A 26,249-nucleotide genomic window follows, 5' to 3' on the forward strand; every position below is an offset into this window, starting at 1 on the left:
CCATGGCCAGATCGCGTGGACGAGGTCGTCGCGAGCTCAAGTCCGAAATCAATATCGTTCCACTGCTGGACGTCCTGCTGGTACTGCTGCTGATCTTCATGGCGACAGCGCCAATCATTACCCAGAGTGTGGAAGTGGATCTGCCAGATGCGACAGAATCACAGGCGGTGAGCACCAATGACGATCCTCCGGTTATCATTGAGGTTTCCGGCGTAGGGCAATACAGCGTCGTGGTAGAGAAAGATCGTATGGATCAGCTGCCGCCTGAGCAGGTTATTGCTGAAGCGCAGCGTCGCCTCGAGTCAAATCCGAAAACGGTCTTCTTAATCGGTGGCGCGAAAGACGTACCCTACGATGAAATTATTAAAGCGCTGAACTTGCTACATAGTGCGGGTGTTAAGTCAGTTGGCTTAATGACCCAACCTATTTGATCATCCGCGTAGTTTTTGGGAACCGATAGTGTCAAAGGCAACCGAACAGAACGACAAGCTTAAGCGAGCGATAATCGTCTCCGCAGTGCTGCACGTGATTCTCTTTGCAGCGCTGATCTGGAGTTCGTTCGACGAGCATATTGATGCATCAGCCGGCGGCGGTGGAGGGTCTTCCATTGACGCCGTGATGGTGGATCCCGGTGCGGTAGTACAGAACTATAATCGCGAACAACAGCAGAAGGCGAGTGCCAAACGGGCTGAAGAGCAGCGTGAAAAACAGTCGCAACAGCAGGCGGAAGAACTGCGTGAAAAGCAGGCCGCAGAGCAGGAGCGTCTGAAGCAGCTTGAGAAGGAGCGTTTGCAGGCGCAGGAAGCCGCGAAAGAGCAGGCGGAACAGCAGAAGCAAGCCGAAGAGGCCGCGAAAAAAGCCCAGGAACAGCAAAAGCAGGCGGAAGAGGCGGCAGCAAAAGCCGCAGCGGACGCGAAAGCACAGGCTGATGCCCAGGCAAAATTAGCGGCAGAAGCGGCGAAGAAAGCCGCTGCTGATGCTCAGAAGAAAGCTGAAGCGGAAGCCGCGAAGAAAGCCGCAGCTGATGCTCAGAAGAAAGCCGAAGCGGAAGCCGCGAAGAAAGCCGCCGCTGATGCTCAGAAGAAAGCCGAAGCGGAAGCCGCGAAAAAAGCCGCTCAGGAAGCAGAGAAGAAAGCTGCTGCCGAGGCCGCGAAGAAAGCGGCTGCGGCTGAGAAAGCGGCTGCAGAAAAAGCTGCCGCCGCTGAAAAAGCCGCCGCCGATAAAAAAGCTGCAGCTGAGAAGGCTGCCGCCGATAAGAAAGCTGCAGCTGAGAAGGCCGCTGCCGATAAGAAAGCTGCTGCTGATAAAGCGGCTGCCAAAAAGGCCGCTGCTGCTGAAAAAGCTGCTGCTGCCGCAGGGGTTGACGATCTGCTGGGCGATTTGAGCTCCGGTAAGAATGCACCGAAAACGGGCGGTGGGGCGAAAGGAAACAACGCAGCGCCGACGGGAAGTGGTAACACTAAGAGTAACGGTGCGACAGGGGCTGAAATCAACGGTTATGCCGCGCAGATTAAATCCGCTATTGAAAGCCGATTCTATGATGCGTCTTCCTATACCGGTAAAACGTGTACGTTGCGTATAAAACTGGCTCCGGACGGCATGCTGCTGGATATTAAGTCTGAAGGTGGCGACCCGGCTTTATGTACTGCGGCCCTGGCTGCAGCGCGTCAGGCGAAGATGCCTAAACCGCCGTCTCAGGCAGTTTACGAAGTCTTCAAAAATGCGCCGCTGGACTTCAAACCTTAAGTTACATTTTCCCCGTGCAAACGGGGAAAAATAGACCAGGTTTAGTCACAGGGTTCTGGTAGTTTTGTCTATTTGAGTTTGTTAACATTCTGCTAAATTATCGTGGGTAAGGTTACCCGGATAAGGGAGATATGATGAAGCAGGCATTACGTGTAGCATTTAGTTTTTTAATGCTGTGGGCAGCAGTACTGCACGCAGAAGTACGTATCGAGATCACCCAGGGGGTGGACTCGGCACGCCCAATCGGTGTTGTTCCGTTCCAGTGGGCCGGTCCTGGCGCTGCACCTGAAGATGCCGGTGGCATCGTGGCGGCTGACCTGCGTAACAGCGGTAAATTCAACCCGTTAGATCGTTCTCGTCTGCCGCAGCAGCCGGGCAGCGCGCAGGAAGTACAGCCTGCAGCATGGTCTGCGCTGGGTATTGATGCCGTGGTTGTGGGTCAGGTTACGCCTAACCCGGACGGCTCTTACAACGTGGCCTGGCAGCTGGTGGATACCGGCGGTGCACCGGGTACCGTTCTGGCACAGAACTCTTACAAGGTCACTAAGCAGTACCTGCGCTACGCGGCACACGCTGCCAGCGATGCGGTATTTGAAAAACTGACCGGCATTAAAGGGGCGTTCCGTACCCGTATTGCTTATGTGGTACAGACCAACGGTGGTCAGTTCCCGTATGAGCTGCGCGTATCTGACTACGACGGCTACAACCAGTTCCTGGTGAAACGTTCTTCACAGCCGCTGATGTCTCCAGCCTGGTCTCCGGACGGTTCTAAACTGGCCTATGTAACCTTCGAAAGCGGCCGTTCAGCGCTGGTTATCCAGACGCTGGCAAACGGTGCTGTTCGTCAGGTGGCCTCTTTCCCACGTCACAACGGTGCGCCTTCCTTCTCTCCGGACGGGTCTAAACTGGCGTTTGCGCTGTCAAAAACCGGTAGCCTGAACCTGTACGTGATGGACATTGGCTCTGGCCAGATTCGTCAGGTGACCGACGGTCGCAGCAACAACACCGAACCTTCATGGTTCCCGGACAGTCAAAACCTGGCGTTTACCTCTGACCAGGCTGGCCGTCCACAAATTTACAAAGTCAACATCAACGGCGGTGCTCCGCAGCGTATTACCTGGGAAGGTTCGCAGAACCAGAACGCAGACGTGAGCAGCGACGGTAAATTTATGGTAATGGTGAGCTCCAACGGTGGGCAGCAGCACATTGCCAAACAAGATCTGGTAGCGGGTGGCGTTCAAGTTCTGTCGTCAACGTTCCTGGATGAAACGCCAAGTCTGGCACCTAACGGCACGATGGTAATCTACAGCTCTTCTCAGGGGATGGGATCTGTGCTGAATCTGGTTTCTACAGATGGGCGTTTCAAAGCGCGTATTCCGGCAACTGATGGACAGGTAAAATCACCTGCCTGGTCGCCGTATCTGTAAATAATAATTAATTGATTACTAAAGGAATCATAGAAATGCAACTGAACAAAGTGCTGAAGGGGCTGATGATCGCTCTGCCTGTAATGGCAATCGCAGCGTGTTCTTCTAACAAGAACGCCAGCAATGACCAGAGCGGCGAAGGCATGATGGGTGCCGGCACCGGTATGGACGCGAACGGCAATGGCAACATGTCTTCTGAAGAGCAGGCGCGTCTTCAGATGCAGCAGCTGCAGCAGAACAACATCGTTTACTTCGATCTGGATAAATACGACATCCGTTCTGACTTCGCTGCGATGCTGGATGCTCACGCTAACTTCCTGCGTAGCAACCCATCTTACAAAGTCACCGTAGAAGGTCACGCGGACGAACGTGGTACTCCAGAGTACAACATCTCCCTGGGTGAACGTCGTGCTAACGCTGTTAAAATGTACCTGCAGGGTAAAGGCGTTTCTGCTGACCAGATCTCCATCGTTTCTTACGGTAAAGAAAAACCTGCAGTACTGGGTCACGACGAAGCGGCTTACTCCAAAAACCGTCGTGCCGTACTGGTTTACTAAGAGAATTGCATGAGCAGTAACTTCAGACATCATCTGTTGAGTCTGTCGTTACTGGTTGGAATAGCGGCCCCCTGGGCCGCTTTTGCTCAGGCACCAATCAGTAGTGTCGGCTCAGGCTCGGTAGAAGACCGGGTCACTCAACTCGAGCGTATTTCTAACGCTCACAGCCAGCTTTTAACCCAACTCCAGCAACAACTTTCCGATAACCAAAACGATATTGACTCTCTCCGCGGCCAGATTCAGGAAAGCCAGTATCAGTTGAACCAGGTTGTGGAACGTCAGAAGCAGATTTTGCTGCAGATAGATAGCCTGAATAGCGGTGGTGCAGCAGCACAAGCACAGCCAGCCGCGGGCGATCAGACCGGTGCGGCGACATCAGCTCCGGCTGCGGATGCTTCTGCTTCAACAGGGGCGCCTGTACAGAGCGGTGACGCGAATACGGACTACAACGCGGCCATTGCCCTGGTGCAGGATCAATCTCGTCAGGATGACGCGCTTGCTGCGTTTCAGAACTTTGTTAAGAAATACCCTGATTCCACTTATCAGCCAAATGCGAATTACTGGCTCGGTCAGTTGAATTACAACAAGGGTAAAAAGGACGATGCGGCGTTTTATTTTGCCTCCGTGGTAAAAAACTACCCGAAATCGCCAAAAGCGCCTGATGCGATGTACAAAGTGGGCGTCATCATGCAGGACAAAGGCGACACTGCGAAAGCCAAAGCGGTTTACCAGCAGGTAGTCTCAAAATTCCCGGGTACCGAAGGTGCTAAGCAGGCGCAAAAACGTCTGAATTCGATGGGATGATTATCGCATGACCAGAAATCGCGTTATTTCTGGTCGTGCAGCATGATTCGTAAGCAGTTAAGTGATCTTCATCGAAATTTTTGTTGCGCTGAATTCTTAAATCAGTAATATATGCCGCCGTTGCCACGGGATATCAAACAACGTGAAAACAGCGTAAAAGTGGGTCGTTAGCTCAGTTGGTAGAGCAGTTGACTTTTAATCAATTGGTCGCAGGTTCGAATCCTGCACGACCCACCACTAAGTCAGGTGGAAGTAGTAGTAAAACGTGAAGGATAACGTTGCGTCAGCAACGGCCCGTAGGGCGAGGCGAAGCCGAGTCATCCTGCACGACCCACCGCTTAACGCATATCGGCAGTACAGAGTGGGTGATTAGCTCAGTTGGTAGAGCATCTCCTTTACACGGAGGGGGTCGGCGGTTCGAGCCCGTCATCACCCACCACTCGGGTCGTTAGCTCAGTTGGTAGAGCAGTTGACTTTTAATCAATTGGTCGCAGGTTCGAATCCTGCACGACCCACCAATTTTAATGTCTTACTCAGATATTAAACGTGAAGGATAACGTTGCTTTAGCAACGGCCCGAAGGGCGAGGCGAAGCCGAGTCATCCTGCACGACCCACCAATTTTATTGGTTCCGAGTGATAATTCAGGCAACACCCAAAAGGGTCGTTAGCTCAGTTGGTAGAGCAGTTGACTTTTAATCAATTGGTCGCAGGTTCGAATCCTGCACGACCCACCAGCCTGAATAAATTTGAAGTACATCCCGCAAGGGGTCGTTAGCTCAGTTGGTAGAGCAGTTGACTTTTAATCAATTGGTCGCAGGTTCGAATCCTGCACGACCCACCAGTGTAGAAAGGCGCCCTAAAGGCGCCTTTTTGCTATCTGCCGTCTGTGCAGGTCGGGCAAGGCGAAGCCGCCGGCCGACAAATGCTATCCGCACCTATTTCCGGTGACTTTTCCTCTCATATTCGCTATCTTGTTTAGTATACAAAACACAATTGCCATGCGTTTTGCTATGTCATGCAAAAGAAAGGCAATATTGTTAAGCCCGTAAAACGAGAAGCCATAATGAGTGTGATGTTTGATCCTGAAGCCGCAATCTATCCGTTTCCGCCAAAGCCTGTCCCGCTAAGCCAGGACGAAAAGCAATTCTACCGTGAGAAGATCAAACGTCTTCTTAAAGAACGAGATGCGGTGATGGTGGCCCATTACTACACCGACCCGGAAATTCAGCAGCTGGCGGAAGAGACCGGGGGCTGTATTTCTGACTCACTGGAGATGGCACGCTTCGGTGCAAAACATCCCGCTTCCACGCTGCTGGTTGCTGGCGTGCGTTTTATGGGCGAAACGGCAAAGATCCTGAGCCCTGAAAAAACCATTCTGATGCCGACGCTTAATGCGGAGTGTTCCCTGGATCTCGGCTGCCCGATTGACGAGTTCACGGCCTTCTGCGACGCTCACCCTGACCGGACCGTGGTGGTTTACGCCAACACCTCTGCGGCGGTAAAAGCGCGTGCAGACTGGGTTGTCACCTCCAGCATCGCCGTTGAGCTGATTGAACATCTGGACAGCCTTGGCGAGAAAATTATCTGGGCGCCTGACCGCCATCTTGGAAATTACGTTCAGAAGCAGACGGGGGCAGACGTTCTCTGCTGGCAGGGTGCCTGCATTGTGCACGACGAATTCAAAACCCAGGCGCTGGCGCGCATGAAGGCACTTTATCCTGACGCCGCTATTCTTGTTCACCCTGAATCACCGCAGTCTATTGTCGACATGGCGGATGCTGTGGGCTCAACCAGCCAGCTTATCAACGCGGCCAGGACGTTGCCTAACAGGCAGCTCATCGTGGCGACCGATCGCGGTATTTTCTATAAGATGCAGCAGGCCGTGCCGGAGAAAGAGCTCCTTGAAGCGCCAACGGCGGGTGAGGGCGCAACGTGTCGCAGCTGTGCGCACTGCCCGTGGATGGCTATGAACGGCCTGAAGGCCATTGCCGAAGGGCTCGAGACAGGCGGTGCGGCACATGAAATCCATGTGGATGCCGCCCTGCGTGAAGGTGCGTTAATTCCGCTTAACCGCATGCTGGATTTTGCGGCTACACTACGTACTTAATTCAAAACGTCCCGGGGAAAAGATGGATTTTTTTAGCACGCAGAACATTCTGGTTCATATACCGATTGGTGCAGGTGGCTATGACCTGTCATGGATTGAGGCCGTTGGCACGCTGGCGGGATTACTCTGCATCTGGCTGGCAAGCCTGGAGAAGATCAGCAACTACGCGTTCGGGCTGATTAACGTTACGCTGTTTGCAATTATCTTCTTCCAGATCCAGCTGTACGCCAGCCTGCTTTTGCAGCTGTTCTTCTTTGCGGCCAATATTTACGGCTGGTACGCGTGGTCGCGTCAGAACAGCCAGCAGGAGGCAGAGCTGCAGATCCGCTGGCTGCCCCTGCCTAAAGCTATCGCCTGGTTCGTCGCTTGCGTGGTGGCCATTGGCTTAATGACCGTCTACATCAACCCGGTGTTTGCGTTCCTGACCCGCGTTGCCGTGTCGGTCATGTCCGGTTTCGGCCTGAACGTGACGATGCCCGAGCTCCAGCCGGATGCCTTCCCGTTCTGGGATTCCTGCATGATGGTACTGTCGATTGCGGCGATGATCCTGATGACGCGAAAATACGTTGAGAACTGGCTGCTGTGGGTCATCATCAACGTTATTAGCGTAGCGATCTTCGCTCTGCAGGGCGTCTATGCGATGTCGCTGGAATATCTGCTGTTGACCTTCATCGCGCTGAACGGCAGCCGGATGTGGATTAACAGCGCGCGTGAGCGAGGTTCTCGCGCGCTTTCCAGCTAGTGGTGATGCTGATGTGAATGTCCGGACTGCGCCTCGTTAAGGTGGCAGTCTGGCCCGTTACAGGGCTGATATTCCATCTGGATGGTGGCGTGGCCAATTTCGTAGTGATGTTCAAGAAAATGCTGGATGCGCTCAAGCAGCGCATCGTGGTCGTGAGGCGGGATCACCTGGACGTGCAGCGTCATGACCGGTTTTTCCCCCACCAGCCAGACGTGCACGTGATGAACGTTGCGTACTTCCGGAACTGAACGGCGCAGGTTGCGCTTCAGCTCTTCAATATCCATAGATGTCGGTGCCCCTTCAAGCAGTTCATTCACGCTCTCCTTCAGCAGTCGCCAGGCGCTGCGCAAGACCAGACATGACACCAGCACGGACAGAATCGGATCGACAGGCGTCCAGCCGGTATAGAGGATCACCAGCGCGGCGACGATCGCCCCGACTGAGCCGAGCAAATCACCCAGGACATGCAGAGCCGCAGCGCGCACGTTGAGGTTCTTTTCTCCGCTGCCGCGGTGCAGAATCCAGAAGGCCAGGATATTTGCGAGCAGTCCCGCCACGGCAATCACCATCATTGTTGTCCCGGCGATTGGCTGCGGGTGTCTGAAGCGCTGTACGGCCTCCCAGACGATAAGAACGGTGATGACCACCAGCGCAATAGCGTTCACAAACGCGGCAAGGGTTGTCAGCCTCAGCCAGCCGAAGGTATGGCGCGCATTGGGAGGACGACGCGCAAACTGTACCGCCAGGAGGGCGAAGAGCAGCGCTGCGGCATCGGTCAGCATGTGTCCGGCATCAGCCAGTAGCGCCAGAGAGCCGGAAATCAGGCCGCCAATGACCTCGATAACCATAAACGTTGCCGTGACGCCAAAGGCCAGCATCAGTCGTTTAGCGTTATCGTTGCCGGGAGAGTGTGAGTGGGAATGGGAGTGCGCCATATCTGCTTTCCTGATGTGTTATTGTTTTTAGTGTAGCGTTTTTAATAGGTTACTCCAAAAAGAAAGGAGAGCCTGAGCTCTCCTTTTTCTTACCGGTTACCACCCCTTACTGGGTTGTGCCATCGGTTTTGGTATTCGCGTCGTTCCCTACTTTATCATTAGGATCGGGGCATTTGCCGTCCTTACACATTGAGTTCTTATGAACCTCATCCGAACTCATATTGTCATGATTCATGGTGCCGGCACCGCTGCTGTTGGGATGCAGCATAGTGCCGCCGGTGTTGGTGTTACCGGTATTGATCTGGCTGTTGTCGACATTATTCGGGGCGATGTTCTGTTTCGCATCAGGGGCGGGCTGGCCTGCTGCCGCAGCGGCATTGGCATCCCCGTTGCTATCGGATGTGCCCGTTTCCGCGGCCAGGACGCTGCCGCTTGCCAGAGTGAGTGTGGCGGTCAGGAAGAGGGTTGCCAGTTTAGTCATTTTCATCATGGTGCTCCTGTTCTTGTCGTTACGCTGGATAACTTTCTCCAACAGTGCATCTGTTTCAGAGGCGAAAGATTCCGCCTCACGGACTTACGTCAGTAGGGAATCGCGTTTAAGCGTTTAAAATTGGTTGTTACAGTTAAAAAGCTTAGGTTAGATCTCGTTTTTCGCTATTTTGTGGCGATTTTTAGGCGAATTCCAGGAATTATCTGCGTGAAGTGTAAAACCGTGTTTACACTTCCTGGTCGACAAGATAGATTGAAAGGATTGCTTTCATTACTAAAGATATGGCAGAGCTGGAACGAAGATGAATTATCAGAACGACGATTTACGCATTAAAGAGATCAATGAGTTATTACCTCCTGTAGCGCTCCTTGAGAAATTCCCCGCCACTGAAAATGCCGCAAACACGGTTTCTCATGCTCGTAAAGCGATCCATAAGATCCTGAAAGGTAATGACGATCGTCTTCTGGTGGTGATTGGCCCGTGCTCCATTCACGATCCTGCAGCTGCGAAAGAGTACGCAGCCCGTCTGCTCACTCTGCGTGAAGAGCTGAAGGACGAGCTTGAAATCGTAATGCGCGTCTATTTTGAAAAACCGCGCACCACCGTGGGCTGGAAAGGGCTGATTAACGATCCGCATATGGATAACAGCTTCCAGATCAACGACGGTCTGCGCATTGCGCGCAAGCTGCTGCTGGAGATCAACGACAGCGGCCTGCCTGCTGCCGGTGAATTCCTGGACATGATTACGCCACAATACCTGGCAGACCTGATGAGCTGGGGCGCAATTGGTGCGCGCACGACTGAATCTCAGGTTCACCGCGAGCTGGCGTCCGGTCTCTCTTGCCCGGTGGGTTTCAAAAACGGCACTGACGGCACCATTAAGGTGGCTATCGACGCCATCAACGCAGCGGGTGCGCCGCACTGCTTCCTGTCCGTAACCAAATGGGGCCATTCCGCCATCGTTAACACCAGCGGGAACGGCGACTGCCATATCATTCTGCGCGGCGGCAAAGAGCCGAACTACAGCGCGAAACACGTGGCAGAAGTGAAGGTCGGGCTGGAAAAAGCCGGGCTGCCACCGCAGGTGATGATCGATTTCAGCCATGCCAACTCCAGCAAGCAGTTTAAAAAGCAGATGGAAGTGGGTGCAGACGTCTGCCAGCAGATTGCCGGCGGTGAGAGGGCGGTGATTGGGGTGATGATCGAAAGCCATCTGGTTGAAGGTAACCAGAACCTGGAAGGCAGCGAGCCGCTGGTGTATGGCAAAAGCGTCACCGATGCCTGCATTGGCTGGGACGATACCGATGCTATCCTACGTCAGCTGGCGAATGCGGTAAAAGCGCGTCGCGGCTGAATTCTCAGTCACAAATAAAAAGCGCGGAAGGCTCCGCGCTTTTTTTATATCTGGCGAAAATTACTTCGCTTTACCCTGGTTCGCGACAGCCGCTGCTTTCGCCGCGATCTCTTCTGCGTTACCCAGATAGTAGTGTTTGATTGGCTTGAAGTTTTCGTCGAACTCATACACCAGCGGTACGCCAGTTGGGATGTTCAGTTCGAGGATTTCGTCTTCACCCATGTTGTCCAGGTATTTCACCAGCGCACGCAGGGAGTTACCGTGAGCCGCGATGATCACGCGCTCGCCGCTTTTCAGGCGTGGCAGAATGGTTTCGTTCCAGTAAGGCACAACGCGGTCGATGGTCAGCGCCAGGCTTTCGGTGGTTGGCAGCTCAGCGTCGGTCAGCTTCGCGTAACGCGGATCGTGGCCCGGGTAGCGCTCGTCATCTTTGGTCAGCTCTGGTGGGGTGATTGCGAAGCCGCGACGCCACTGTTTAACCTGCTCGTCGCCATATTTCTCAGCGGTTTCCGCTTTGTTCAGGCCCTGCAGCGCACCGTAGTGACGTTCGTTCAGTTTCCAGGACTTCTCAACCGGCAGCCAGGCCTGATCCAGTTCGTCCAGCACGTTCCACAGGGTGTGGATGGCACGTTTCAGCACAGAGGTGTAAGCAAAATCAAAGCTGAAGCCTTCTTCCTTCAGCAGTTTACCTGCTGCTTTTGCTTCGCTTACGCCTTTCTCAGACAGATCAACGTCGTACCAACCGGTAAAGCGGTTTTCGTTGTTCCACTGGCTTTCGCCGTGACGCACCAGAACCAGCTTAGTAATAGCCATCTCTTACTCCTCAAGCATTTTTAGAATGATAACAATTCTCATTATATTGCCGTGGCCGTGCCACCAGCAACGCTTAACCCTAACCATAGCGAAAATAGTCTCTGAGTGTAAGATGCTTGTGAATCCAGGGTTATGATTTTGTCTGCGATCGGCGCTATTTTCAGCAAGGCGCGCAGAAAAAAGCCCTCCGGAGGGAGGGCTGGATATTAATGTGGAATAAAATGATATTCCGTCACGCTCACGTACTCTTCACTCGGGCGCAACACGCAGTCCGGCTGTGGCCATTCAGGATGGTTCGGGCTGTCCGGCAGGAACTCGCTCTCCAGCGCCAGGCCTTGCCAGTCGCTGTACTCATCGTGTTCGCGCGCCGTCGTGCCTCCGAGGTAGTTGCCTGAGTAAAACTGCAGGGCGGGGGCGGTGGTATAAACCGTCATCTGCAGTTTCTCATCCGCAGACCAGACCTGCGCGGCAGGCTGTTTCACATCGCCTTTGGCCTGCAGCAGGAAAGCGTGATCGTAGCCTTTCACCTTGCGCTGATCGTCATCGCTCATGAAATCCTGGGCGATGGACTTCGCGCTGCGGAAGTCAAAGCTGGTGCCGCTCACGTCTTTGAGGCCCTGATACGGAATGCCCATCTCGTCAACCGGCAGATACGCATCCGCCTGGATCTGCAGCTTATGGTTACGCACGTCGCACTGGCTACCGTCCAGGTTGAAATACGCGTGATTGGTCAGGTTGACCGGACACGGCCTGTCGACCATCGCACGGTATTCGATGGCGATACGGTTGTCGTCGGTCAGCGTAAAGCGCGCGGACGCGACAAGGTTCCCCGGAAAGCCCTGATCGCCATCAGGCGAATCCAGCGAGAACAGCACTTCGCCATCGTTTTGACGAACAATCTTCCAGCGGCGTTTATCAAACCCGTCCGGTCCGCCGTGCAGCTGGTTCTCACCCTGGCTTGGAAGCAGGGTGTACTGCACGCCGTCGAGTTCAAAGCGGCTTTTCGCGATGCGGTTAGCATAGCGACCAACGGACGCGCCCAGATAGGCGGACTGATTGACGTACTGCTCAGGCGAGGCGCAGCCGAGCAGAGTCTCGCGCACGCAGCCGTCCGGCATCGGTACGCGGGCAGAAAGAAGGGTTGCCCCCCAGTCCATCACCGTAACGACCATCCCCGCGCGATTGCGCAGGGTTAACAGGCGATACGGCAGACCATCCGGTGCAAGGGTAGGTGTTTCGTTTAGCACTGTCCGGCTCCTTGTGATGCTTTGCAAACATAGAAGGTTTCTTTGATGCCCGTTTTTGCTTCGTACTGCTTCGCCACGGCATCCTGTACGGCAGGGACCAGCTCTTCTGGCACCAGCGCAACGATGCAGCCGCCAAAACCGCCGCCCGTCATGCGCACGCCGCCTTTGTCGCCGATGGTGGCTTTAACGATGTCCACCAGGGTGTCGATCTGCGGCACGGTGATTTCAAAATCATCGCGCATGGAGGTGTGAGATTCCGCCATCAGCTCACCCATGCGTTTCAGATCGCCTTTCGCCAGCGCGGACGCGGCTTCAACGGTACGGGCATTTTCCGTCAGCACGTGACGAACGCGTTTGGCGACGACCGGATCCAGCTCGTGTGCCACTTTGTTAAATTCATTGAGCGTCACGTCGCGCAGGGCAGGCTGCTGGAAGAAGCGGGCGCCGGTTTCGCATTGCTCGCGGCGGGTATTGTATTCGCTGCCCACCAGCGTGCGCTTAAAGTTGCTGTTAATGATGACGACAGCCGCGCCTTTTGGCAGGGGAACGGCTTTGGTACCCAGCGAGCGGCAATCAATTAACAGGGCATGCTCTTTTTTGCCCAGCGCGGAGATCAGCTGGTCCATAATGCCGCAGTTACAGCCCACGAACTGGTTTTCTGCTTCCTGACCATTCAGGGCGATTTGCGCGCCGTCCAGCGGCAGATGATAAAGCTGCTGGAATACGGTGCCCACGGCGACTTCCAGAGACGCAGAGGAGCTTAAGCCCGCACCCTGCGGCACGTTGCCGCTGATAACTAAATCGGCGCCGCCAAAGTTCTTGTTGCGCTTCTGAAGGTGTTTCACCACGCCGCGCACGTAGTTAGACCACTGCTGGCTGTCGTGCGTCACAATCGGGGCATCGAGGGAAAACGCGTCCGTCTCATTACCGTAATCCGCCGCAATCACGCGAACCTGGCGGTCGTCACGCTTCGCGCAGCTGATAACGGTCTGGTAATCGATGGCGCACGGCAGCACGAAACCGTCGTTATAGTCGGTGTGTTCACCGATCAGGTTAACGCGGCCTGGCGCCTGGATAACGTGGGTGGCAGGGTAGCCAAATTTCTCAGCAAACAGGGATTGGGTTTTATCTTTCAGACTCATTTTTTTTAGACTCCTGATTCGCGATAGTGGACGTCGCTAACGGCACGCAGACGTTCTGCCGCCTGTTCCGCCGTCAGGTCACGCTGGGTTTCCGCCAGCATTTCATAGCCCACCATAAATTTACGTACCGTCGCAGAGCGCAGCAGCGGCGGATAGAAATGGGCGTGCAGCTGCCAGTGTTGATTCTCTTCCCCGTTAAACGGGGCGCCGTGCCAGCCCATGGAGTACGGGAAGGAGCACTGGAACAGGTTGTCGTAACGGCTGGTGAGCTTTTTCAGCGCCAGGGCAAGGTCGTCGCGCTGCGCGTCGCTGAGATCGGTGATGCGCTGCACGTGTGCTTTCGGCAGCAGCAGCGTTTCAAACGGCCAGGCGGCCCAGTAAGGGACGACGGCCAGCCAGTGTTCGGTTTCCACCACGGTGCGGCTGCCGTCGGCCAGCTCACGCCGGGTATAGTCCACCAGCATCGGCGAACCGTTTTCCGCGAAATACGCTTTCTGCAGACGGTCTTCACGCTCGGCTTCGTTAGGCAGGAAGCTGTTCGCCCAGATCTGTCCGTGCGGGTGCGGGTTTGAGCAGCCCATGGCCGCGCCTTTGTTTTCGAACACCTGCACCCACGGATAGCTCTGCCCCAGCTCTGCGGTTTGCGCCTGCCAGGTGCTGACGACCTCTTTCAGCGCGTCCACGCTCAGCTCGGGCAGCGTTTTGCTGTGATCCGGCGAGAAGCAGATCACGCGACTGGTTCCGCGCGCGCTTTCGCAGCGCATCAGCGGATCGTGGCTTTCCGGCGCGTCCGGCGTGTCGGTCATCAGGGCGGCAAAATCGTTGGTGAACACGAAGGTGCCTTTGTAGTCAGGGTTTTTGTCCCCGGTGACGCGCGTGTTGCCCGGACAGAGGAAGCAGTCCGGGTCATGCTGTGGCAGCGTCTGTTTTGCAGGCGTCTCCTGAGCCCCCTGCCATGGGCGCTTGGCGCGATGCGGGGAGACCAAAATCCATTGCCCGCTTAACGGGTTAAAACGACGATGCGGATGATCGACGGGATTAAATTGCGTCATGACGGATCCTTAGTCCGGATAGCCTTGCGGGTGGCGTGACTGCCAGTGCCAGGTATCCTGTGCCATTTCATCAAGCGTGCGCGTCACACGCCAGTTGAGCTCTTTGTCGGCTTTGGTGGCATCGGCCCAGTAAGCAGGCAGGTCGCCATCACGACGCGGAGCGAAGTGGTAGTTAACCGGCTTACCACAGGCTTTGCTGAAGGCGTTAACCACGTCCAGCACGCTGCTGCCGACCCCGGCGCCGAGGTTGTAAATATGCACGCCCGGTTTGTTGGCCAGCTGCTGCATAGCCGCAACGTGACCGTCGGCCAAATCCATCACGTGGATGTAGTCGCGCACGCCGGTGCCGTCTTCGGTCGGATAGTCATTGCCAAAAATCGCCAGCGAGTCGCGGCGACCCACGGCAACCTGGGCGATATACGGCATCAGGTTGTTCGGGATGCCCTGCGGATCTTCACCCATGTCGCCGGACGGATGCGCGCCGACCGGGTTGAAGTAGCGCAGCAGCGCGATGCTCCACTCCGGCTGCGCTTTTTGCAGGTCGGTCAGGATCTGCTCCACCATCAGCTTGCTTTTGCCGTACGGGCTTTGCGGGGTACCGGTCGGGAAGCTTTCAACGTAAGGGATTTTGGGCTGATCGCCGTAGACGGTGGCGGAGGAGCTAAAAATGAAGTTTTTGACGTTGGCCGCGCGCATAGCGGAGATGAGACGCAGGGTACCGTTGACGTTGTTGTCGTAATACTCGAGCGGCTTCGCAACGGATTCACCGACCGCTTTCAGACCCGCGAAGTGGATCACCGCTTCGATGGCGTGGTCGTGAAGGATCTCGGTCATCAGCGCTTCGTTGCGGATGTCGCCTTCCACGAAAGTCGGTTGTTTACTGCCAAGGCGTTCAATCACCGGCAGCACGCTGCGCTTACTGTTGCACAGGTTGTCGAGGATGATGACGTCGTGACCGTTTTGCAGCAGTTGCACGCAGGTATGACTACCTATGTAACCGCTACCACCTGTTACCAGAACTCGCATATTTCGCTCCATTGGGCTTATGGTATGTAATAACCATAGCATAACAGAGACGCGAAAAGTGTGACATGGGATAAAATAGTGGAATCGTTTACACTCGTTTTTACACTCGCTTTAACAATGACTCCGAGCATTCTAGATCAAAGAGATAGCGATGTATTGATGCAAGTTATCTGAAAAAGAGGAGGGCAGAGCCCTCCACGGTTAATCGACGTTGCTGAGAAGGTAGCGATAACCCTCACCGTCCGGCACAAACTCCAGGCGATGGGTGATGCAGGAGGGGGCATCTTCGGCGTGATGTGAAACGAACAGCAGCTGCGTATCACCTTCGCTAATCAGCACGTCCACAAAGCGGCGGATAAGCTGTCGATTCAGCGGATCGAGTCCCTGCAGCGGTTCGTCGAGGATCAGCAGCGTAGGGTGTTTCACCAGCGCGCGAACGATCAGCGCCAGACGCTGCTGCCCCCACGACAGACTATGAAACGCCGCGTCAGCGACCCGGTTGTCCATGCCCAGAATGTCCAGCCACTGCTGGGCCAGCTTGTGCTGTTTGTCCGATACCGCCTGATAAATACCGATGGAATCAAAATATCCGGAAAGGATCACGTTGCGTACCGTGGTACTGACCCGGTAATCCAGATGCAGGCTGCTGCTGACATAGCCGATATGTTTTTTTATATCCCAGATGGTTTCGCCGCTGCCGCGACGCCGACCAAACAGCGTCAGATCGTTGCTATAGCCCTGCGGGTGATCGCCGGTGATCAGGCTCAGCAGCGTGGATTTCCCCGCGCCGTTAGGGCCGACAATCTGCCAGTGTTCGCCGGGATTGACCGTCCAGCTAAGACGGTTGAGGATCGGGCGATCGTCATAAGAGACAATCCCATCTCGCAGTACGATGCGCGGCTGGTGGGGATCGAGCGCATGGCGGGCCGAAGGGGCGTCAGGTTCCGGAAGGGTAATTCCGTCGAGCTGTTCGCTGTGCGCGAGCTGGGCAATCAGCGCCTGCTTGAGCAGCGCTGTTTTTTCACCGGTCTCGGTCAGGTTACAGTCGGCCAGTACGCCCGCGTGCTGAATAAAGTCCGGAATTTCATCGAAGCGGTTAAGCACCAAAACCAGGGTATATCCCTGCTGATTAAGCGACTCCAGCAGGGACGCCAGCTGCGCGCGGGACTGCACGTCAAGGCCGTCAAACGGTTCGTCGAGGATAAGCAGCTCGGGCTCGCTCATCAGCGCCTGGCAAAGCAGCGTTTTTCGCGTCTCGCCGGTAGAAAGGTATTTGAAGCGTCGGTTGAGCAGGGCGGTGATACCGAACCGTTCTGCCAGGCGCTGACAGCGGGCGGGATCTTTCACCTCATCCTGAATAATTTCCGCCGTCGTACGGCCGGTATCTTCTTCGCCTGGGCTGAGTAAATCAGTGTTATTGCGCTGCCACTCCTCGCTTACCAGCTTTTGCAGTTGTTCAAATGACAGGCGCGTCAGGCGCGTAAAGTCGCTCTGGTATTCGCCCTTGAGGAGGGGGAGCTCGCCGGCCAGCGCGCGGGCCAGCGCGGATTTACCGCTGCCGTTAGTGCCGACAAACGCCCAGCTTTCACCCGCGCGTATCGTCAAATCAGCAATCGTCAGCGTTCGGGTATCGCTAAGACGAAACGTGCCTTGCGAAATATGCAATGATAACATGGTTTATCCCTGTTTTTGCAGCATCAGATATCAGGGATACGCACTGTCGGTACGATTGTCAATGCGCTCAGCACAAAGTGGCGATAATCACCCGGTCCGCGTTGAAATACGCGGTGACGGCAGCACCTTCTTCTAAACCGTCCGACTCGCTGAGCGGTATGGTCGCGCAAAGCGGCTGCCCATCTGCCAGGGTCATTAGCACTTCGCACTGCGCCTGGCCGCGTTTGATATGGCTAATTGCGCCCTGGAGCTGGTTATCGGCCGCCTTTGCGGCGTCGGGATCGCGCGTAATATTGACCCACGGCGCTTTCAGCAGAACCAGCACCTCTTTACCTTCATCCAGCTCAAGACGTTCCGCGCTTTGCGCCGTTATGGCGGCCTTCAGACGAGTGGTGCCATCGGCAAGCAGGATCTCAATATGCTGCTGTACCTGGAGATTGTCGCGCGCCGTCACCGTTCCAAACCACTGGTTGCGGGCGCTGGTTTGTAGCGAGAAGCGGGAAATGGCGGCCAGCAGACTGTCCAGCGGAACGTTATCGTCGTCGCTCAACACATCGAACGCCTTTTGCTGGATCTGGGCCAGCAGATCGTAAAGCTGAATAAGGCGCTGGCCATAGCGCGTCACGATCGCACCGCCGCCGCCTTTGCCGCCCGTGGCTCTGTCCACCAGCGGGTGTTCGCTCAGGGTGTTCATTTCGTTGATGGCGTCCCAGGCACTTTTGTAGCTGATGCCCGCGTTTTTCGCCCCCTGGCTAATCGAGCCCGTTTGTTCTATTTGTTTAAGCAGGGCGATACGTCGCGGATCGGCGAAAAGCTTTTGCTGAAGTCGGAGTGTGAGAAGAATTTCGGCCTGCATAACAGTGTCCTGGCAAAAAGAGTATTGTGGCCTAAATGGTGCAGGGCGCAAAGGGTACCGCACAAAAGGGGATGTTTTTCTCACTTGAAAAGGTAGAATGAGCTATTCACAATATCTGGAGAAAACCATGTTAGAGTTGTTGAAAAGTCTGGTATTCGCCGTGATCATGGTACCAGTAGTGATGGCCATCATCCTCGGTGCCATCTACGGCCTGGGTGAAGTGTTCAACGTCTTTTCGAACATTGGTCACAAAGACCAGGCTAAAAAGCAGCATTGATTCCCTACAAAACGCCCGGCGAGTCCGGGCGTTTTGCTCTCAAGATTTTCCCGTCTACGCCGATATTATTTAACGCATCACCCCGATTTACCCCTTCAGCGGTACGATTAAACGCTGGGATCTCCCTGACGTTACCGTTATATTAATATGTATATAACGCTACTCACAGGAGTTACAAATGGCACGTTCATGGGTACGCCTTTTCGCAGGGGCAACGCTGACGCTTTCACTTACCGGACACGCGCTGGCGGACGAAGGTAAAATTACGGTCTTTGCGGCGGCGTCGCTGACCAACGCGCTGCAGGACATCGCGGCGGCGTATAAAAAAGAGAAAAACGTCGAGGTGGTCTCCTCGTTTGCCTCTTCCTCTACGCTGGCGCGCCAGATAGAAGCGGGCGCACCGGCGGATCTGTTCATCTCGGCTGACCAGAAGTGGATGGATTACGCGGCGGAGAAAAAAGCGATTGATGCGACAACCCGCGAAACGCTGCTGGGCAATAGCCTGGTTGTCGTGGCGCCAAAAGCCAGCGTGCAGGCAGACTTCACCATCAACAAACAGACCAACTGGACGAGACTGCTGAACGGTGGCCGTCTGGCGGTGGGCGACCCGGAGCACGTTCCGGCCGGGATTTATGCCAAAGAAGCGCTGCAAAAGCTGGGTGCATGGGAGACATTGTCACCGAAGCTGGCCCCGGCGGAAGATGTGCGCGGCGCGCTGGCGCTGGTAGAGCGCAATGAAGCTCCGCTGGGCATTGTGTATGGCTCTGATGCCGTTGCCAGTAAGGGTGTGAAAGTGGTGGCAACGTTCCCGGAAGACTCCCATAAGAAAGTGGAATATCCTGTTGCGATTGTTGATGGACATAAAAATGCGGCCGTGACGGCCTTCCGCGATTACCTTAAAGGGCCGGAGGCGTCCGCAATCTTTAAACGCTATGGATTTACGACTCACTGATGATATTGACCGATCCTGAATGGCAGGCTGTTCTGCTGAGCCTTAAAGTCTCTTCCCTGGCGGTTGCGCTGAGCTTGCCCTTTGGGATCTTCTTTGCCTGGCTACTGGTTCGCTGTCAGTTTCCCGGCAAAACGCTGCTCGACAGCGTGCTGCATCTTCCGCTCGTTTTGCCGCCCGTGGTGGTCGGTTACCTGCTGCTGATTTCGATGGGGCGACGCGGTTTTATCGGCGAGAAGCTCTACGACTGGTTTGGGCTGACGTTTGCGTTTAGCTGGCACGGTGCGGTACTGGCGGCGGCGGTGATGTCATTCCCGCTGATGGTGAGGGCGATCCGCCTCGCGCTGGAAGGCGTGGACATGAAGCTCGAACAGGCGGCCCGCACGCTGGGCGCAGGGCGCTGGCGCGTCTTTTTCACCATCACGCTCCCGCTTACGCTACCGGGCATTATTGTCGGGACGGTGCTGGCCTTCGCCCGCTCGCTGGGCGAGTTTGGCGCGACCATCACGTTTGTGTCGAACATCCCCGGCGAGACGCGAACCATCCCGTCGGCAATGTATACTCTGATTCAAACGCCGGGCGGTGAAGGCGCGGCGGCGCGGCTGTGTATTATTTCAATTGTGCTGGCGCTGGCATCGCTAATGGTGTCTGAATGGCTGGCGCGGCTCAGCCGTCAGCGGATGGGGAAATAAGCATGCTGGAACTCCATTTCACCCAGACGCTGGGAAACCATACCCTGACGCTTAACGATACGCTGCCGGCAAGCGGTATCACTGCCATCTTCGGCGTCTCGGGAGCGGGAAAAACGTCGCTGATAAATGCTATCAGTGGTCTGACGCGGCCGCAGTCAGGACGGATTGTATTGAATAACCGCGTCTTAAACGACGTGGAAAACAAGGTTTATCTCACGCCGGATAAACGCCGCATTGGCTATGTTTTCCAGGACGCGCGCTTATTCCCGCACTATAGCGTGCGCGGCAACCTGCGTTACGGCATGGCGAAAAGCATGGCCGGACAGTTTGATAAGCTGGTGACGCTTTTAGGCATTGAGCCTCTGCTCGACAGGCTGCCATCGTCGCTCTCCGGCGGAGAAAAACAGCGCGTGGCCATTGGCCGCGCGTTGCTGACCGCCCCCGAGCTGCTGCTGCTCGACGAACCGCTGGCCTCGCTCGATATTCCGCGTAAACGGGAACTTCTGCCTTATCTACAGCGCCTGACCCGGGAAATTAATATTCCGATGCTCTACGTTAGTCATTCGCTGGATGAGATCCTGCATCTCGCCGACAGGGTGCTGGTGCTGGAAGAGGGCAGCGTGAAGGCGTTCGGCAACCTGGAAGAGGTGTGGGGCAGCAGCGTAATGCACCCGTGGTTACCCAGGGAACAGCAGAGCAGCATTCTTAAAGTGAGCGTTCTGGAACACCATCCGCACTACGCGATGACCGCCCTGGCGCTGGGCGACCAGCATCTTTGGGTCAATAAGATCGACAAACCGCTACAGTCCGCGCTGAGAATTCGCATCCAGGCGTCGGACGTCTCGCTGGTGCTGCAGCCGCCGCTGCAAACCAGTATTCGAAATATTCTGCGCGCCAAAGTCGCGGAGTGTTTTGATGATAACGGGCAGGTGGAAGTGAAGCTTGAAGTCGGCAGCAGGACGCTCTGGGCGCGCATCAGCCCGTGGGCGAGGGATGAGTTAGGGATCAAACCCGGCCTGTGGCTTTACGCGCAAATTAAGAGCGTCTCGATCACCGCCTGATTACAGCAGGTGGGTGTAAATGTACTGTGCGATGCTGTCGGTGGTGTTGTCACCAATCACCACGTTGGCGCGGGCTTTCACCGCGTCGTCGGCATTGCCCATCGCCACGCCGGTACCGGCGGCTTCCAGCATGCTGATGTCGTTGTAGTTGTCGCCGAAGGCGATCACGTCACGCATCGACCCGCCCTGAGATTCTACATACTGCGTCAGGCGCTTGCCTTTGCTGTTGCCTTTGCGGGCAATGTCCACCTGGTCATGCCAGGACCATTCGCACTCCAGACCCAGCGTTTGTTCCACGTGTTTTGCGAAGGTATTCAGTTTGGTGGTGTCTTCATCGGTCAGGGCGAATTTCCAGATTGCCTCAACGTCCTGGGCGGCCTGACGCAGGGAGGAAACCTGGGTAAAGACCGGACGCTGCGCTTCAGGCAGGGACAACGCCCAGTTGCTGGTGCGCACCACGTGGCCGGTAGGGCGCTCGTAGACCATTGCGTTATCCACATACATCAGGCCGTGAACGGCATGCTCATCCAGCAGATCGATCAGCTGCAGCGCCTGGGGAACCGGCAGCGGGTCGGATTCTAAAACCTTTTTTGCCTGATAATCATACAAATGTGTTATGCTTATACAAACAAAAATTAGAAGGTTTAACATGAAAAAAGTATTTGTGTATCATCGTGTTAGCTCGGATCAGCAGCTCGACGGGTCAGGTATCGCACGCCAAGCTGAACTATTAGAAGGCTACTTAGAGCGTACTGGCATTTGTGCGGAAATGGATGATCCAGCCCCAGTAGTACTATCGGATCAAGGTGTCTCAGCCTTTAAGGGTTTAAACATCTCTGAGGGTGAGTTAGGGGCATGGATGGAACAAGTACGTAATGGTATGTGGGATAGTTCTATATTGGTAGTGGAATCTATAGACCGCTTTAGCCGCCAGAACCCGTTTGATGTGATGGGTTACATCAATGCTCTAATGGCACATAACGTAGCTATTCATGATGTAATGGCTAACATAGTTATCAGCCGTAGTAATTCTAAAGATCTACCTTTTGTAATGATGAATGCTCAACGGGCATATGATGAATCTAAGTATAAAAGTGATCGTATTCGTAAAGGGTGGGCGAAGAAACGCGAACAAGCATTCAACAAAGGTACTATAGTAACTAATAAACGTCCTCAATGGATCGAAGTAGAAAATGATAAGTATGTGCTTAATCATAAAGCGGCAGTAGTTAAAGAGATATTTGCTCTTTATCAAACTGGCATGGGATGCCCCACGATTGCTAAACAACTTCAAACGAAAGAAGGTGAGCAATATAAATTTAATCGTCCGTGGACTGGTGAACTTGTTCATAAGATTCTTACTAATCGCCGTGTAACTGGTAAGATTTTCATTTCAGAAATCATCCGTAACCATGATGATATTGAAAATCCAGTAACTCAGAAAAAGTACGATATGGACGTGTACCCTGTAGTGATTAATGAAGAAGAATTTGAATTAGTACAGGAATTGCTAAAGTCTCGTCGTCCTAATGCTGGACGTGTTACCGTGAAGAAAGACGGACAGGAAGAAGTACTGATTAAAAGTAATTTGTTTAGTGGTATCGCTCGTTGTACTGAATGCGGCGGGCCAATGTATCATAATGTGGTTCGTGCTAAACGTACACCAAAGAAAGGCGATCCAAAAATCGAGGAATATAGATACATTCGTTGCCTCAATGAACGTGATGGACTTTGCGAAAATAAAGCTATGACCTATGAAACAGTAGAGCGTTTTGTAGTAGAGCATTTATTAGGCATGGATCTAAACACTGTGATTAAAGAACAAGAATTCAATCCTGAAATTGAAGTGATACGTATTCAAATTGATCAAGTTAAGGATCAGATCACTAACTATGAAAATGGTATTGAACGGCGTAAAAGTGCTGGTAAAGCTGTCTCTTTTGAAATGCGGGAAGAATTGGATGATGCCAAGTTAGAATTAGAACAGTTATTAGCACGTCAGGCTTCATTAGCTACAGTACAAGTAGATTTACCAGTACTACAGGATGTTAACGTTACTGAATTATATAATGTGAATAACGTCGACATACGCACACGTTATGAGAATGAACTTAACAAGATTGTTTCTAATATTCGTCTAAAGCGTAACGGCAATTTTTACACAATTGACATTATCTACAAGCAGAACGAGCTGAAAAGGCATGTCCTTTTTATAGAGAATAAGAAGAAAGAACAAAAGTTAATCAGTGAGGTGATCATTGAAAATGTTGATGGTGCTAAATTCTATTACACACCATCTTTCGTAATTAGTGTTAAAGATGGTGAGATCCGTTTTCAGCAGACTAAAGAAGATCTTACAATCATTGATTATTCGCTATTGCTGAACTATGTAGATGCTGTAGATCGATGTGATGCCGTAGGTGTTTGGATGCGAAACAATATGAGTTTCTTATTCACTAAGTAACGAGTATCCTAAACATAAAACGAAAGAAACCTCTTAATTGACTTGTAACGTCAGCAGAGCCATCAAAAATGCGATTTTAGAATCTTGCTTCAGCCGTGAAGATTTTTTGAAAAATACAAAGTTGAGTAATGATAGTATTTCTCTTTTAAAAATGTAACTAACAATCGTTACATGTATTTTTGTGATAAATCTAACGTTACTTCCAAAGTACATAGTGATGCACTTGAAAGTAGTCTATAGTTAAATTGACAATAATAATAATGTAGTATCAGTTGAGTAGTTAGCAGTACTTTGATGATAGTTGTCATGGGACGTAAGCGAAATACGATACATTTTTTTGCCCTGCTAGTATTTGATGGTATTAGCAGGGTGTATTTATGTTTGAACAACACTAGTAAAGCTAACTATTTATAACGTTGAATAGTCAAGCCATCATAAATCGCAAGGCAGACTATCTAACTTTCCGATAAGTATTTGATTATTTTAAAAACAAGATTTTACGTTTTAAGTTTAATTTTGGCCTCGTGTACGTTCGTATGCGGGGCTTTTTCGTATATGGTAATGCGTTGGTGTGGGTTTGTAATAGAGCCTCTCAAAACGCGTCACAGCAAAGATTTGCGTTAAGTGATTCGTGAGGGTGACTGATATTAGGCGATGTGAGATTTTTCTTGGTGAAAAAACCTTCTATTTGATATAATACCAATCAAGCCAAAACTCCTGTTGGTGAAAGGTAGAGGTTGCCGCCTCTACCGTTTGCCGACGGTTGAAGGTACATTACCTTCTTATAGCCCCTGAAAAGATTCAGGGGCTATAGTATTGAAATGTTCCAACCTGGTATGTTCATATCAGTACTTCTATTACAATAACTCACATGATTACGCCTCTTTATATAAATAAATGTATACAATACAGGAGGCGTATACATGCTAAAGCCATTAATTGAAATCTTTCTTTTCCCAATCTACACAATACTAGTATTGATGTTTATGATTCTCACAGTACTAGCACTTCCACTAAAGATACCATTTGTAGAACGTCACGTAAGACAACACATAAATAAAAGTACTGATAAATTACGAAAGAAAAAGTCCTAAGAATTTTGGAACGGGTGATTTTTTCACGGTATAATGTAGGTATCTATAAAATATTTGGGACAGACGCAAAAAATGTCCTATAATATTGATGTGGCTTTCTGAGTGATCGAAAATGTTCACCTAGCCGAACTGCGAAGCATAATTCCATTTCTCCAGCCATCAGAGACTAAATAGATGGTAACATTATAATTCTCCTATATTGCTAAAGTATAGCCCCCTAAAAGGGCTATCTTTTTTGCTTGGGATAAATAACGTATACGTATACAAATCACATGAGTTAATTAAATGAAGAATAATAAATCTAAGGATAGAAAAGATAACGTAATAACCGCACGTTTATCTAATTCACAGGTTGAAGTACTAAAAAAATTGATTGATGAAGGTAAGGTATCAAAAGGTACTCTATCTTCTGCTGTAGGTTACTTAATTGATCAGTACATTGTACTAAACAGTAAGTAATTAATTGGTTGTCTACTAACCACACAATAAGTAGAAACGCGATTACAGGAAGTAACGCGGGTAATATGGAAGTTATATATGAAAATATGGAAAGAAACGAAATATGAATATTATGTAGTAAGTAATGAAGGTGATGTATTCAATACTAAGACAGAAACACTACTAAAGCTAACCCCTTCAAAATCTAATGGGTACTACAAAGTAACACTATCTGTCAAAGGTGGTGATAGTAGAACTGTAGAAGTTCATCGACTAATCGCAGAAACTTTTATTGAACGTGATGAATCATTGAAATTAGTTGTTGATCATATTGATGGTAATCCTCTAAACAATCACGTGGATAACCTACAATGGATTACACAAAAAGAGAATATGGCAAAAGCGAAAAATAAACGTAGCTGGAATAGATTCACCGAAGAAGAGAAAGTACAAATTATTGATGCGTGGAATACTGGAAAGTACTCATACATTGGGATTACATCCTACTTCAATCAACTATGGAACCGAAATACTACACGACATAGTTACACAAGAATTATCAAACAAGCATAATAACTTAGGGGCTATCATGTAGGAGTGACAGCCCCATATTAAGGGGGAATTATAATGGCGAGAAAAGAAACAATACACAATAATCAAATGATCCAGAATGAACTACGTTTCATTAGCTTTAATTCACTATCTAGTGAAGCAAAAGAAGTAATGCGTGGAATAATCCAGGAAAGTACTTTTCTAGGTAAAAACCGTGTACCGGAAGAAGATGTATTTGCGATAGTAAAGAATGCTCCTGAATTCAGTGAAGTTATGGTATTTGAACATCTAAAACTATTCAGACAGAATAAAAATCAAAACTATCCAGATAGTAAATCATCGCGTGAAAAGTACAAACGCATAGCAACCCTAGTATCACAGGCGTTTGAAGTACTAGTAAAGGAAGGGAAATCCCTTAATAGAATGAAGCAATACAAACCAAAGAAAACCGTAACAGAAGAACATGTAGCACTAGTTGAACTGCTAAAAGATGAAGGTGCGGATCTTATTACCTTAATTGAACGACTAGTAGCAATGAATAAGTAATTGATTTATATGTAAATAATAACCGTAACTATAACCGTATTGTATACGTCGAAAATACGGTTATTATGAGTAAAATACGGTTGATGCCACAACATATAGTAGTTAAATCAATGGGTTACATACCACATATTGATTCCCGTAACTTAATATAATATACACTTTAAAGTAAATGACTTACTTGTCTATTCAGTATCATAGAGCCT

General features: G+C 51.9%; 25 protein-coding genes, 5 tRNA genes and 1 pseudogene. 21 read left to right on the forward strand and 10 right to left on the reverse strand.

The features are described 5' to 3' along the window. Positions 1–2 precede the first annotated feature (2 nt). The 12 genes from tolR to pnuC all read left to right on the forward strand — a co-directional run bounded on the left by tolR (position 3) and on the right by pnuC (position 7,384). Entirely contained in the window at positions 3–431 is a 429-nt protein-coding gene (gene tolR, locus WM95_RS07360; RefSeq protein ID WP_003858589.1) for a colicin uptake protein TolR, read from the forward strand. A 28-nt stretch (positions 432–459) separates the two neighbouring features. Beyond that, positions 460–1,746: a cell envelope integrity protein TolA gene (tolA, locus tag WM95_RS07365; RefSeq protein WP_029740419.1), complete on the forward strand. Its 1,287-nt coding sequence runs from the start codon at positions 460–462 to the stop codon at positions 1,744–1,746. A gap of 134 nt (positions 1,747–1,880) precedes the next feature. Beyond that, on the forward strand, positions 1,881–3,173 hold the full coding sequence (tolB, locus tag WM95_RS07370; RefSeq protein WP_013097529.1) for a Tol-Pal system beta propeller repeat protein TolB: 1,293 nt from the start codon (positions 1,881–1,883) through the stop codon (positions 3,171–3,173). A gap of 35 nt (positions 3,174–3,208) precedes the next feature. Next, on the forward strand, positions 3,209–3,730 hold the full coding sequence (pal, locus tag WM95_RS07375) for a peptidoglycan-associated lipoprotein Pal (RefSeq protein ID WP_003858578.1): 522 nt from the start codon (positions 3,209–3,211) through the stop codon (positions 3,728–3,730). Between the two features lie 9 nt (positions 3,731–3,739). Then, the gene (gene cpoB / locus WM95_RS07380) at positions 3,740–4,534 is read left to right on the forward strand and encodes a cell division protein CpoB (protein WP_047742479.1); all 795 of its coding nucleotides are present in this window, start codon (positions 3,740–3,742) and stop codon (positions 4,532–4,534) included. Between the two features lie 161 nt (positions 4,535–4,695). Then, positions 4,696–4,771: transfer RNA gene (locus WM95_RS07385), tRNA-Lys, on the forward strand. Positions 4,772–4,897: 126 nt separating this feature from the next. Further along, positions 4,898–4,973: transfer RNA gene (locus tag WM95_RS07390), tRNA-Val, on the forward strand. Between the two features lie 3 nt (positions 4,974–4,976). Further along, positions 4,977–5,052 (forward strand) — tRNA-Lys (locus WM95_RS07395). Positions 5,053–5,193: 141 nt separating this feature from the next. Next, positions 5,194–5,269, forward strand: a tRNA-Lys gene (locus WM95_RS07400). Between the two features lie 31 nt (positions 5,270–5,300). Then, positions 5,301–5,376 (forward strand) — tRNA-Lys (locus tag WM95_RS07405). A gap of 222 nt (positions 5,377–5,598) precedes the next feature. After that, complete coding sequence (gene nadA, locus WM95_RS07410) at positions 5,599–6,642, forward strand: quinolinate synthase NadA (RefSeq protein WP_039261329.1); 1,044 nt, start codon at positions 5,599–5,601, stop codon at positions 6,640–6,642. Positions 6,643–6,664: 22 nt separating this feature from the next. Then, on the forward strand, positions 6,665–7,384 hold the full coding sequence (pnuC, locus tag WM95_RS07415; protein ID WP_045357760.1) for a nicotinamide riboside transporter PnuC: 720 nt from the start codon (positions 6,665–6,667) through the stop codon (positions 7,382–7,384). On the opposite strand, the gene zitB is transcribed toward pnuC, so the two are convergent. Beyond that, positions 7,381–8,319: a CDF family zinc transporter ZitB gene (zitB, locus tag WM95_RS07420; protein ID WP_023310802.1), complete on the reverse strand. Its 939-nt coding sequence runs from the start codon at positions 8,317–8,319 to the stop codon at positions 7,381–7,383. The genes pnuC and zitB overlap by 4 nt on opposite strands. A gap of 106 nt (positions 8,320–8,425) precedes the next feature. Then, on the reverse strand, positions 8,426–8,806 hold the full coding sequence (locus tag WM95_RS07425) for a protein YbgS (protein ID WP_045357765.1): 381 nt from the start codon (positions 8,804–8,806) through the stop codon (positions 8,426–8,428). Positions 8,807–9,110: 304 nt separating this feature from the next. Between WM95_RS07425 and aroG the strand changes: the two genes are divergently transcribed. Further along, positions 9,111–10,163 (forward strand): 3-deoxy-7-phosphoheptulonate synthase AroG, encoded by a 1,053-nt coding sequence (gene aroG / locus WM95_RS07430; RefSeq protein ID WP_047173434.1) that lies wholly within the window; start codon positions 9,111–9,113, stop codon positions 10,161–10,163. Between the two features lie 60 nt (positions 10,164–10,223). Here aroG and gpmA read toward each other — a convergent pair whose 3' ends face one another. The 7 genes from gpmA to modE form a co-directional block, all read right to left on the reverse strand. After that, positions 10,224–10,976, reverse strand: a complete 753-nt coding sequence (gene gpmA, locus WM95_RS07435) for a 2,3-diphosphoglycerate-dependent phosphoglycerate mutase (protein ID WP_023310804.1) — start codon at positions 10,974–10,976, stop codon at positions 10,224–10,226. Positions 10,977–11,182: 206 nt separating this feature from the next. After that, positions 11,183–12,223 carry a galactose-1-epimerase gene (gene galM, locus WM95_RS07440; RefSeq protein WP_063408981.1) on the reverse strand — a complete coding sequence of 347 codons (1,041 nt, stop codon included), beginning with the start codon at positions 12,221–12,223 and terminating at the stop codon, positions 11,183–11,185. Beyond that, positions 12,217–13,365 (reverse strand): galactokinase, encoded by a 1,149-nt coding sequence (gene galK, locus WM95_RS07445; protein ID WP_063408982.1) that lies wholly within the window; start codon positions 13,363–13,365, stop codon positions 12,217–12,219. The genes galM and galK overlap by 7 nt, the downstream gene beginning before the upstream one ends. Positions 13,366–13,370: 5 nt before the next feature. Continuing rightward, positions 13,371–14,417: a galactose-1-phosphate uridylyltransferase gene (galT, locus tag WM95_RS07450; protein ID WP_045357773.1), complete on the reverse strand. Its 1,047-nt coding sequence runs from the start codon at positions 14,415–14,417 to the stop codon at positions 13,371–13,373. A 9-nt stretch (positions 14,418–14,426) separates the two neighbouring features. Further along, positions 14,427–15,443 (reverse strand): UDP-glucose 4-epimerase GalE, encoded by a 1,017-nt coding sequence (galE, locus tag WM95_RS07455; protein WP_063408983.1) that lies wholly within the window; start codon positions 15,441–15,443, stop codon positions 14,427–14,429. Between the two features lie 201 nt (positions 15,444–15,644). After that, positions 15,645–17,117 (reverse strand): molybdate ABC transporter ATP-binding protein ModF, encoded by a 1,473-nt coding sequence (gene modF, locus WM95_RS07460; RefSeq protein ID WP_063408984.1) that lies wholly within the window; start codon positions 17,115–17,117, stop codon positions 15,645–15,647. A 67-nt stretch (positions 17,118–17,184) separates the two neighbouring features. After that, on the reverse strand, positions 17,185–17,973 hold the full coding sequence (gene modE / locus WM95_RS07465) for a molybdenum-dependent transcriptional regulator (RefSeq protein ID WP_063408985.1): 789 nt from the start codon (positions 17,971–17,973) through the stop codon (positions 17,185–17,187). A 127-nt stretch (positions 17,974–18,100) separates the two neighbouring features. On the opposite strand from modE, the gene WM95_RS07470 reads away from it, so the two are divergent. The 4 genes from WM95_RS07470 to modC all read left to right on the forward strand — a co-directional run bounded on the left by WM95_RS07470 (position 18,101) and on the right by modC (position 20,952). Next, positions 18,101–18,250 (forward strand): AcrZ family multidrug efflux pump-associated protein, encoded by a 150-nt coding sequence (locus WM95_RS07470; RefSeq protein ID WP_023310811.1) that lies wholly within the window; start codon positions 18,101–18,103, stop codon positions 18,248–18,250. Between the two features lie 178 nt (positions 18,251–18,428). Beyond that, complete coding sequence (gene modA / locus WM95_RS07475; RefSeq protein WP_023310812.1) at positions 18,429–19,202, forward strand: molybdate ABC transporter substrate-binding protein; 774 nt, start codon at positions 18,429–18,431, stop codon at positions 19,200–19,202. Next, entirely contained in the window at positions 19,202–19,891 is a 690-nt protein-coding gene (modB, locus tag WM95_RS07480; protein ID WP_063408986.1) for a molybdate ABC transporter permease subunit, read from the forward strand. The genes modA and modB overlap by 1 nt, the downstream gene beginning before the upstream one ends. A gap of 2 nt (positions 19,892–19,893) precedes the next feature. Further along, positions 19,894–20,952, forward strand: a complete 1,059-nt coding sequence (gene modC / locus WM95_RS07485; protein WP_063408987.1) for a molybdenum ABC transporter ATP-binding protein ModC — start codon at positions 19,894–19,896, stop codon at positions 20,950–20,952. Here the strand turns inward: modC and WM95_RS07490 are convergent. After that, positions 20,953–21,570, reverse strand: a pseudogene (locus WM95_RS07490) (pyridoxal phosphatase); the annotation flags it as partial. Between the two features lie 31 nt (positions 21,571–21,601). Between WM95_RS07490 and WM95_RS27140 the strand changes: the two are divergent. The 4 genes from WM95_RS27140 (at position 21,602) to WM95_RS07515 (ending at position 26,046) form a co-directional block, all read left to right on the forward strand. Further along, positions 21,602–23,416, forward strand: a complete 1,815-nt coding sequence (locus WM95_RS27140) for a recombinase family protein (protein ID WP_045357791.1) — start codon at positions 21,602–21,604, stop codon at positions 23,414–23,416. Positions 23,417–24,795: 1,379 nt separating this feature from the next. Continuing rightward, positions 24,796–24,969 (forward strand): hypothetical protein, encoded by a 174-nt coding sequence (locus WM95_RS27390; RefSeq protein WP_164085561.1) that lies wholly within the window; start codon positions 24,796–24,798, stop codon positions 24,967–24,969. Between the two features lie 78 nt (positions 24,970–25,047). Then, positions 25,048–25,521: an HNH endonuclease signature motif containing protein gene (locus tag WM95_RS07510; RefSeq protein ID WP_048619581.1), complete on the forward strand. Its 474-nt coding sequence runs from the start codon at positions 25,048–25,050 to the stop codon at positions 25,519–25,521. A 54-nt stretch (positions 25,522–25,575) separates the two neighbouring features. Then, the gene (locus WM95_RS07515) at positions 25,576–26,046 is read left to right on the forward strand and encodes a hypothetical protein (RefSeq protein ID WP_023310817.1); all 471 of its coding nucleotides are present in this window, start codon (positions 25,576–25,578) and stop codon (positions 26,044–26,046) included. Positions 26,047–26,249 lie beyond the last annotated feature (203 nt).

The organism is Enterobacter cloacae complex sp. ECNIH7 (genome assembly GCF_002208095.1).
GTDB classification, from domain to species: domain Bacteria; phylum Pseudomonadota; class Gammaproteobacteria; order Enterobacterales; family Enterobacteriaceae; genus Enterobacter; species Enterobacter cloacae_M.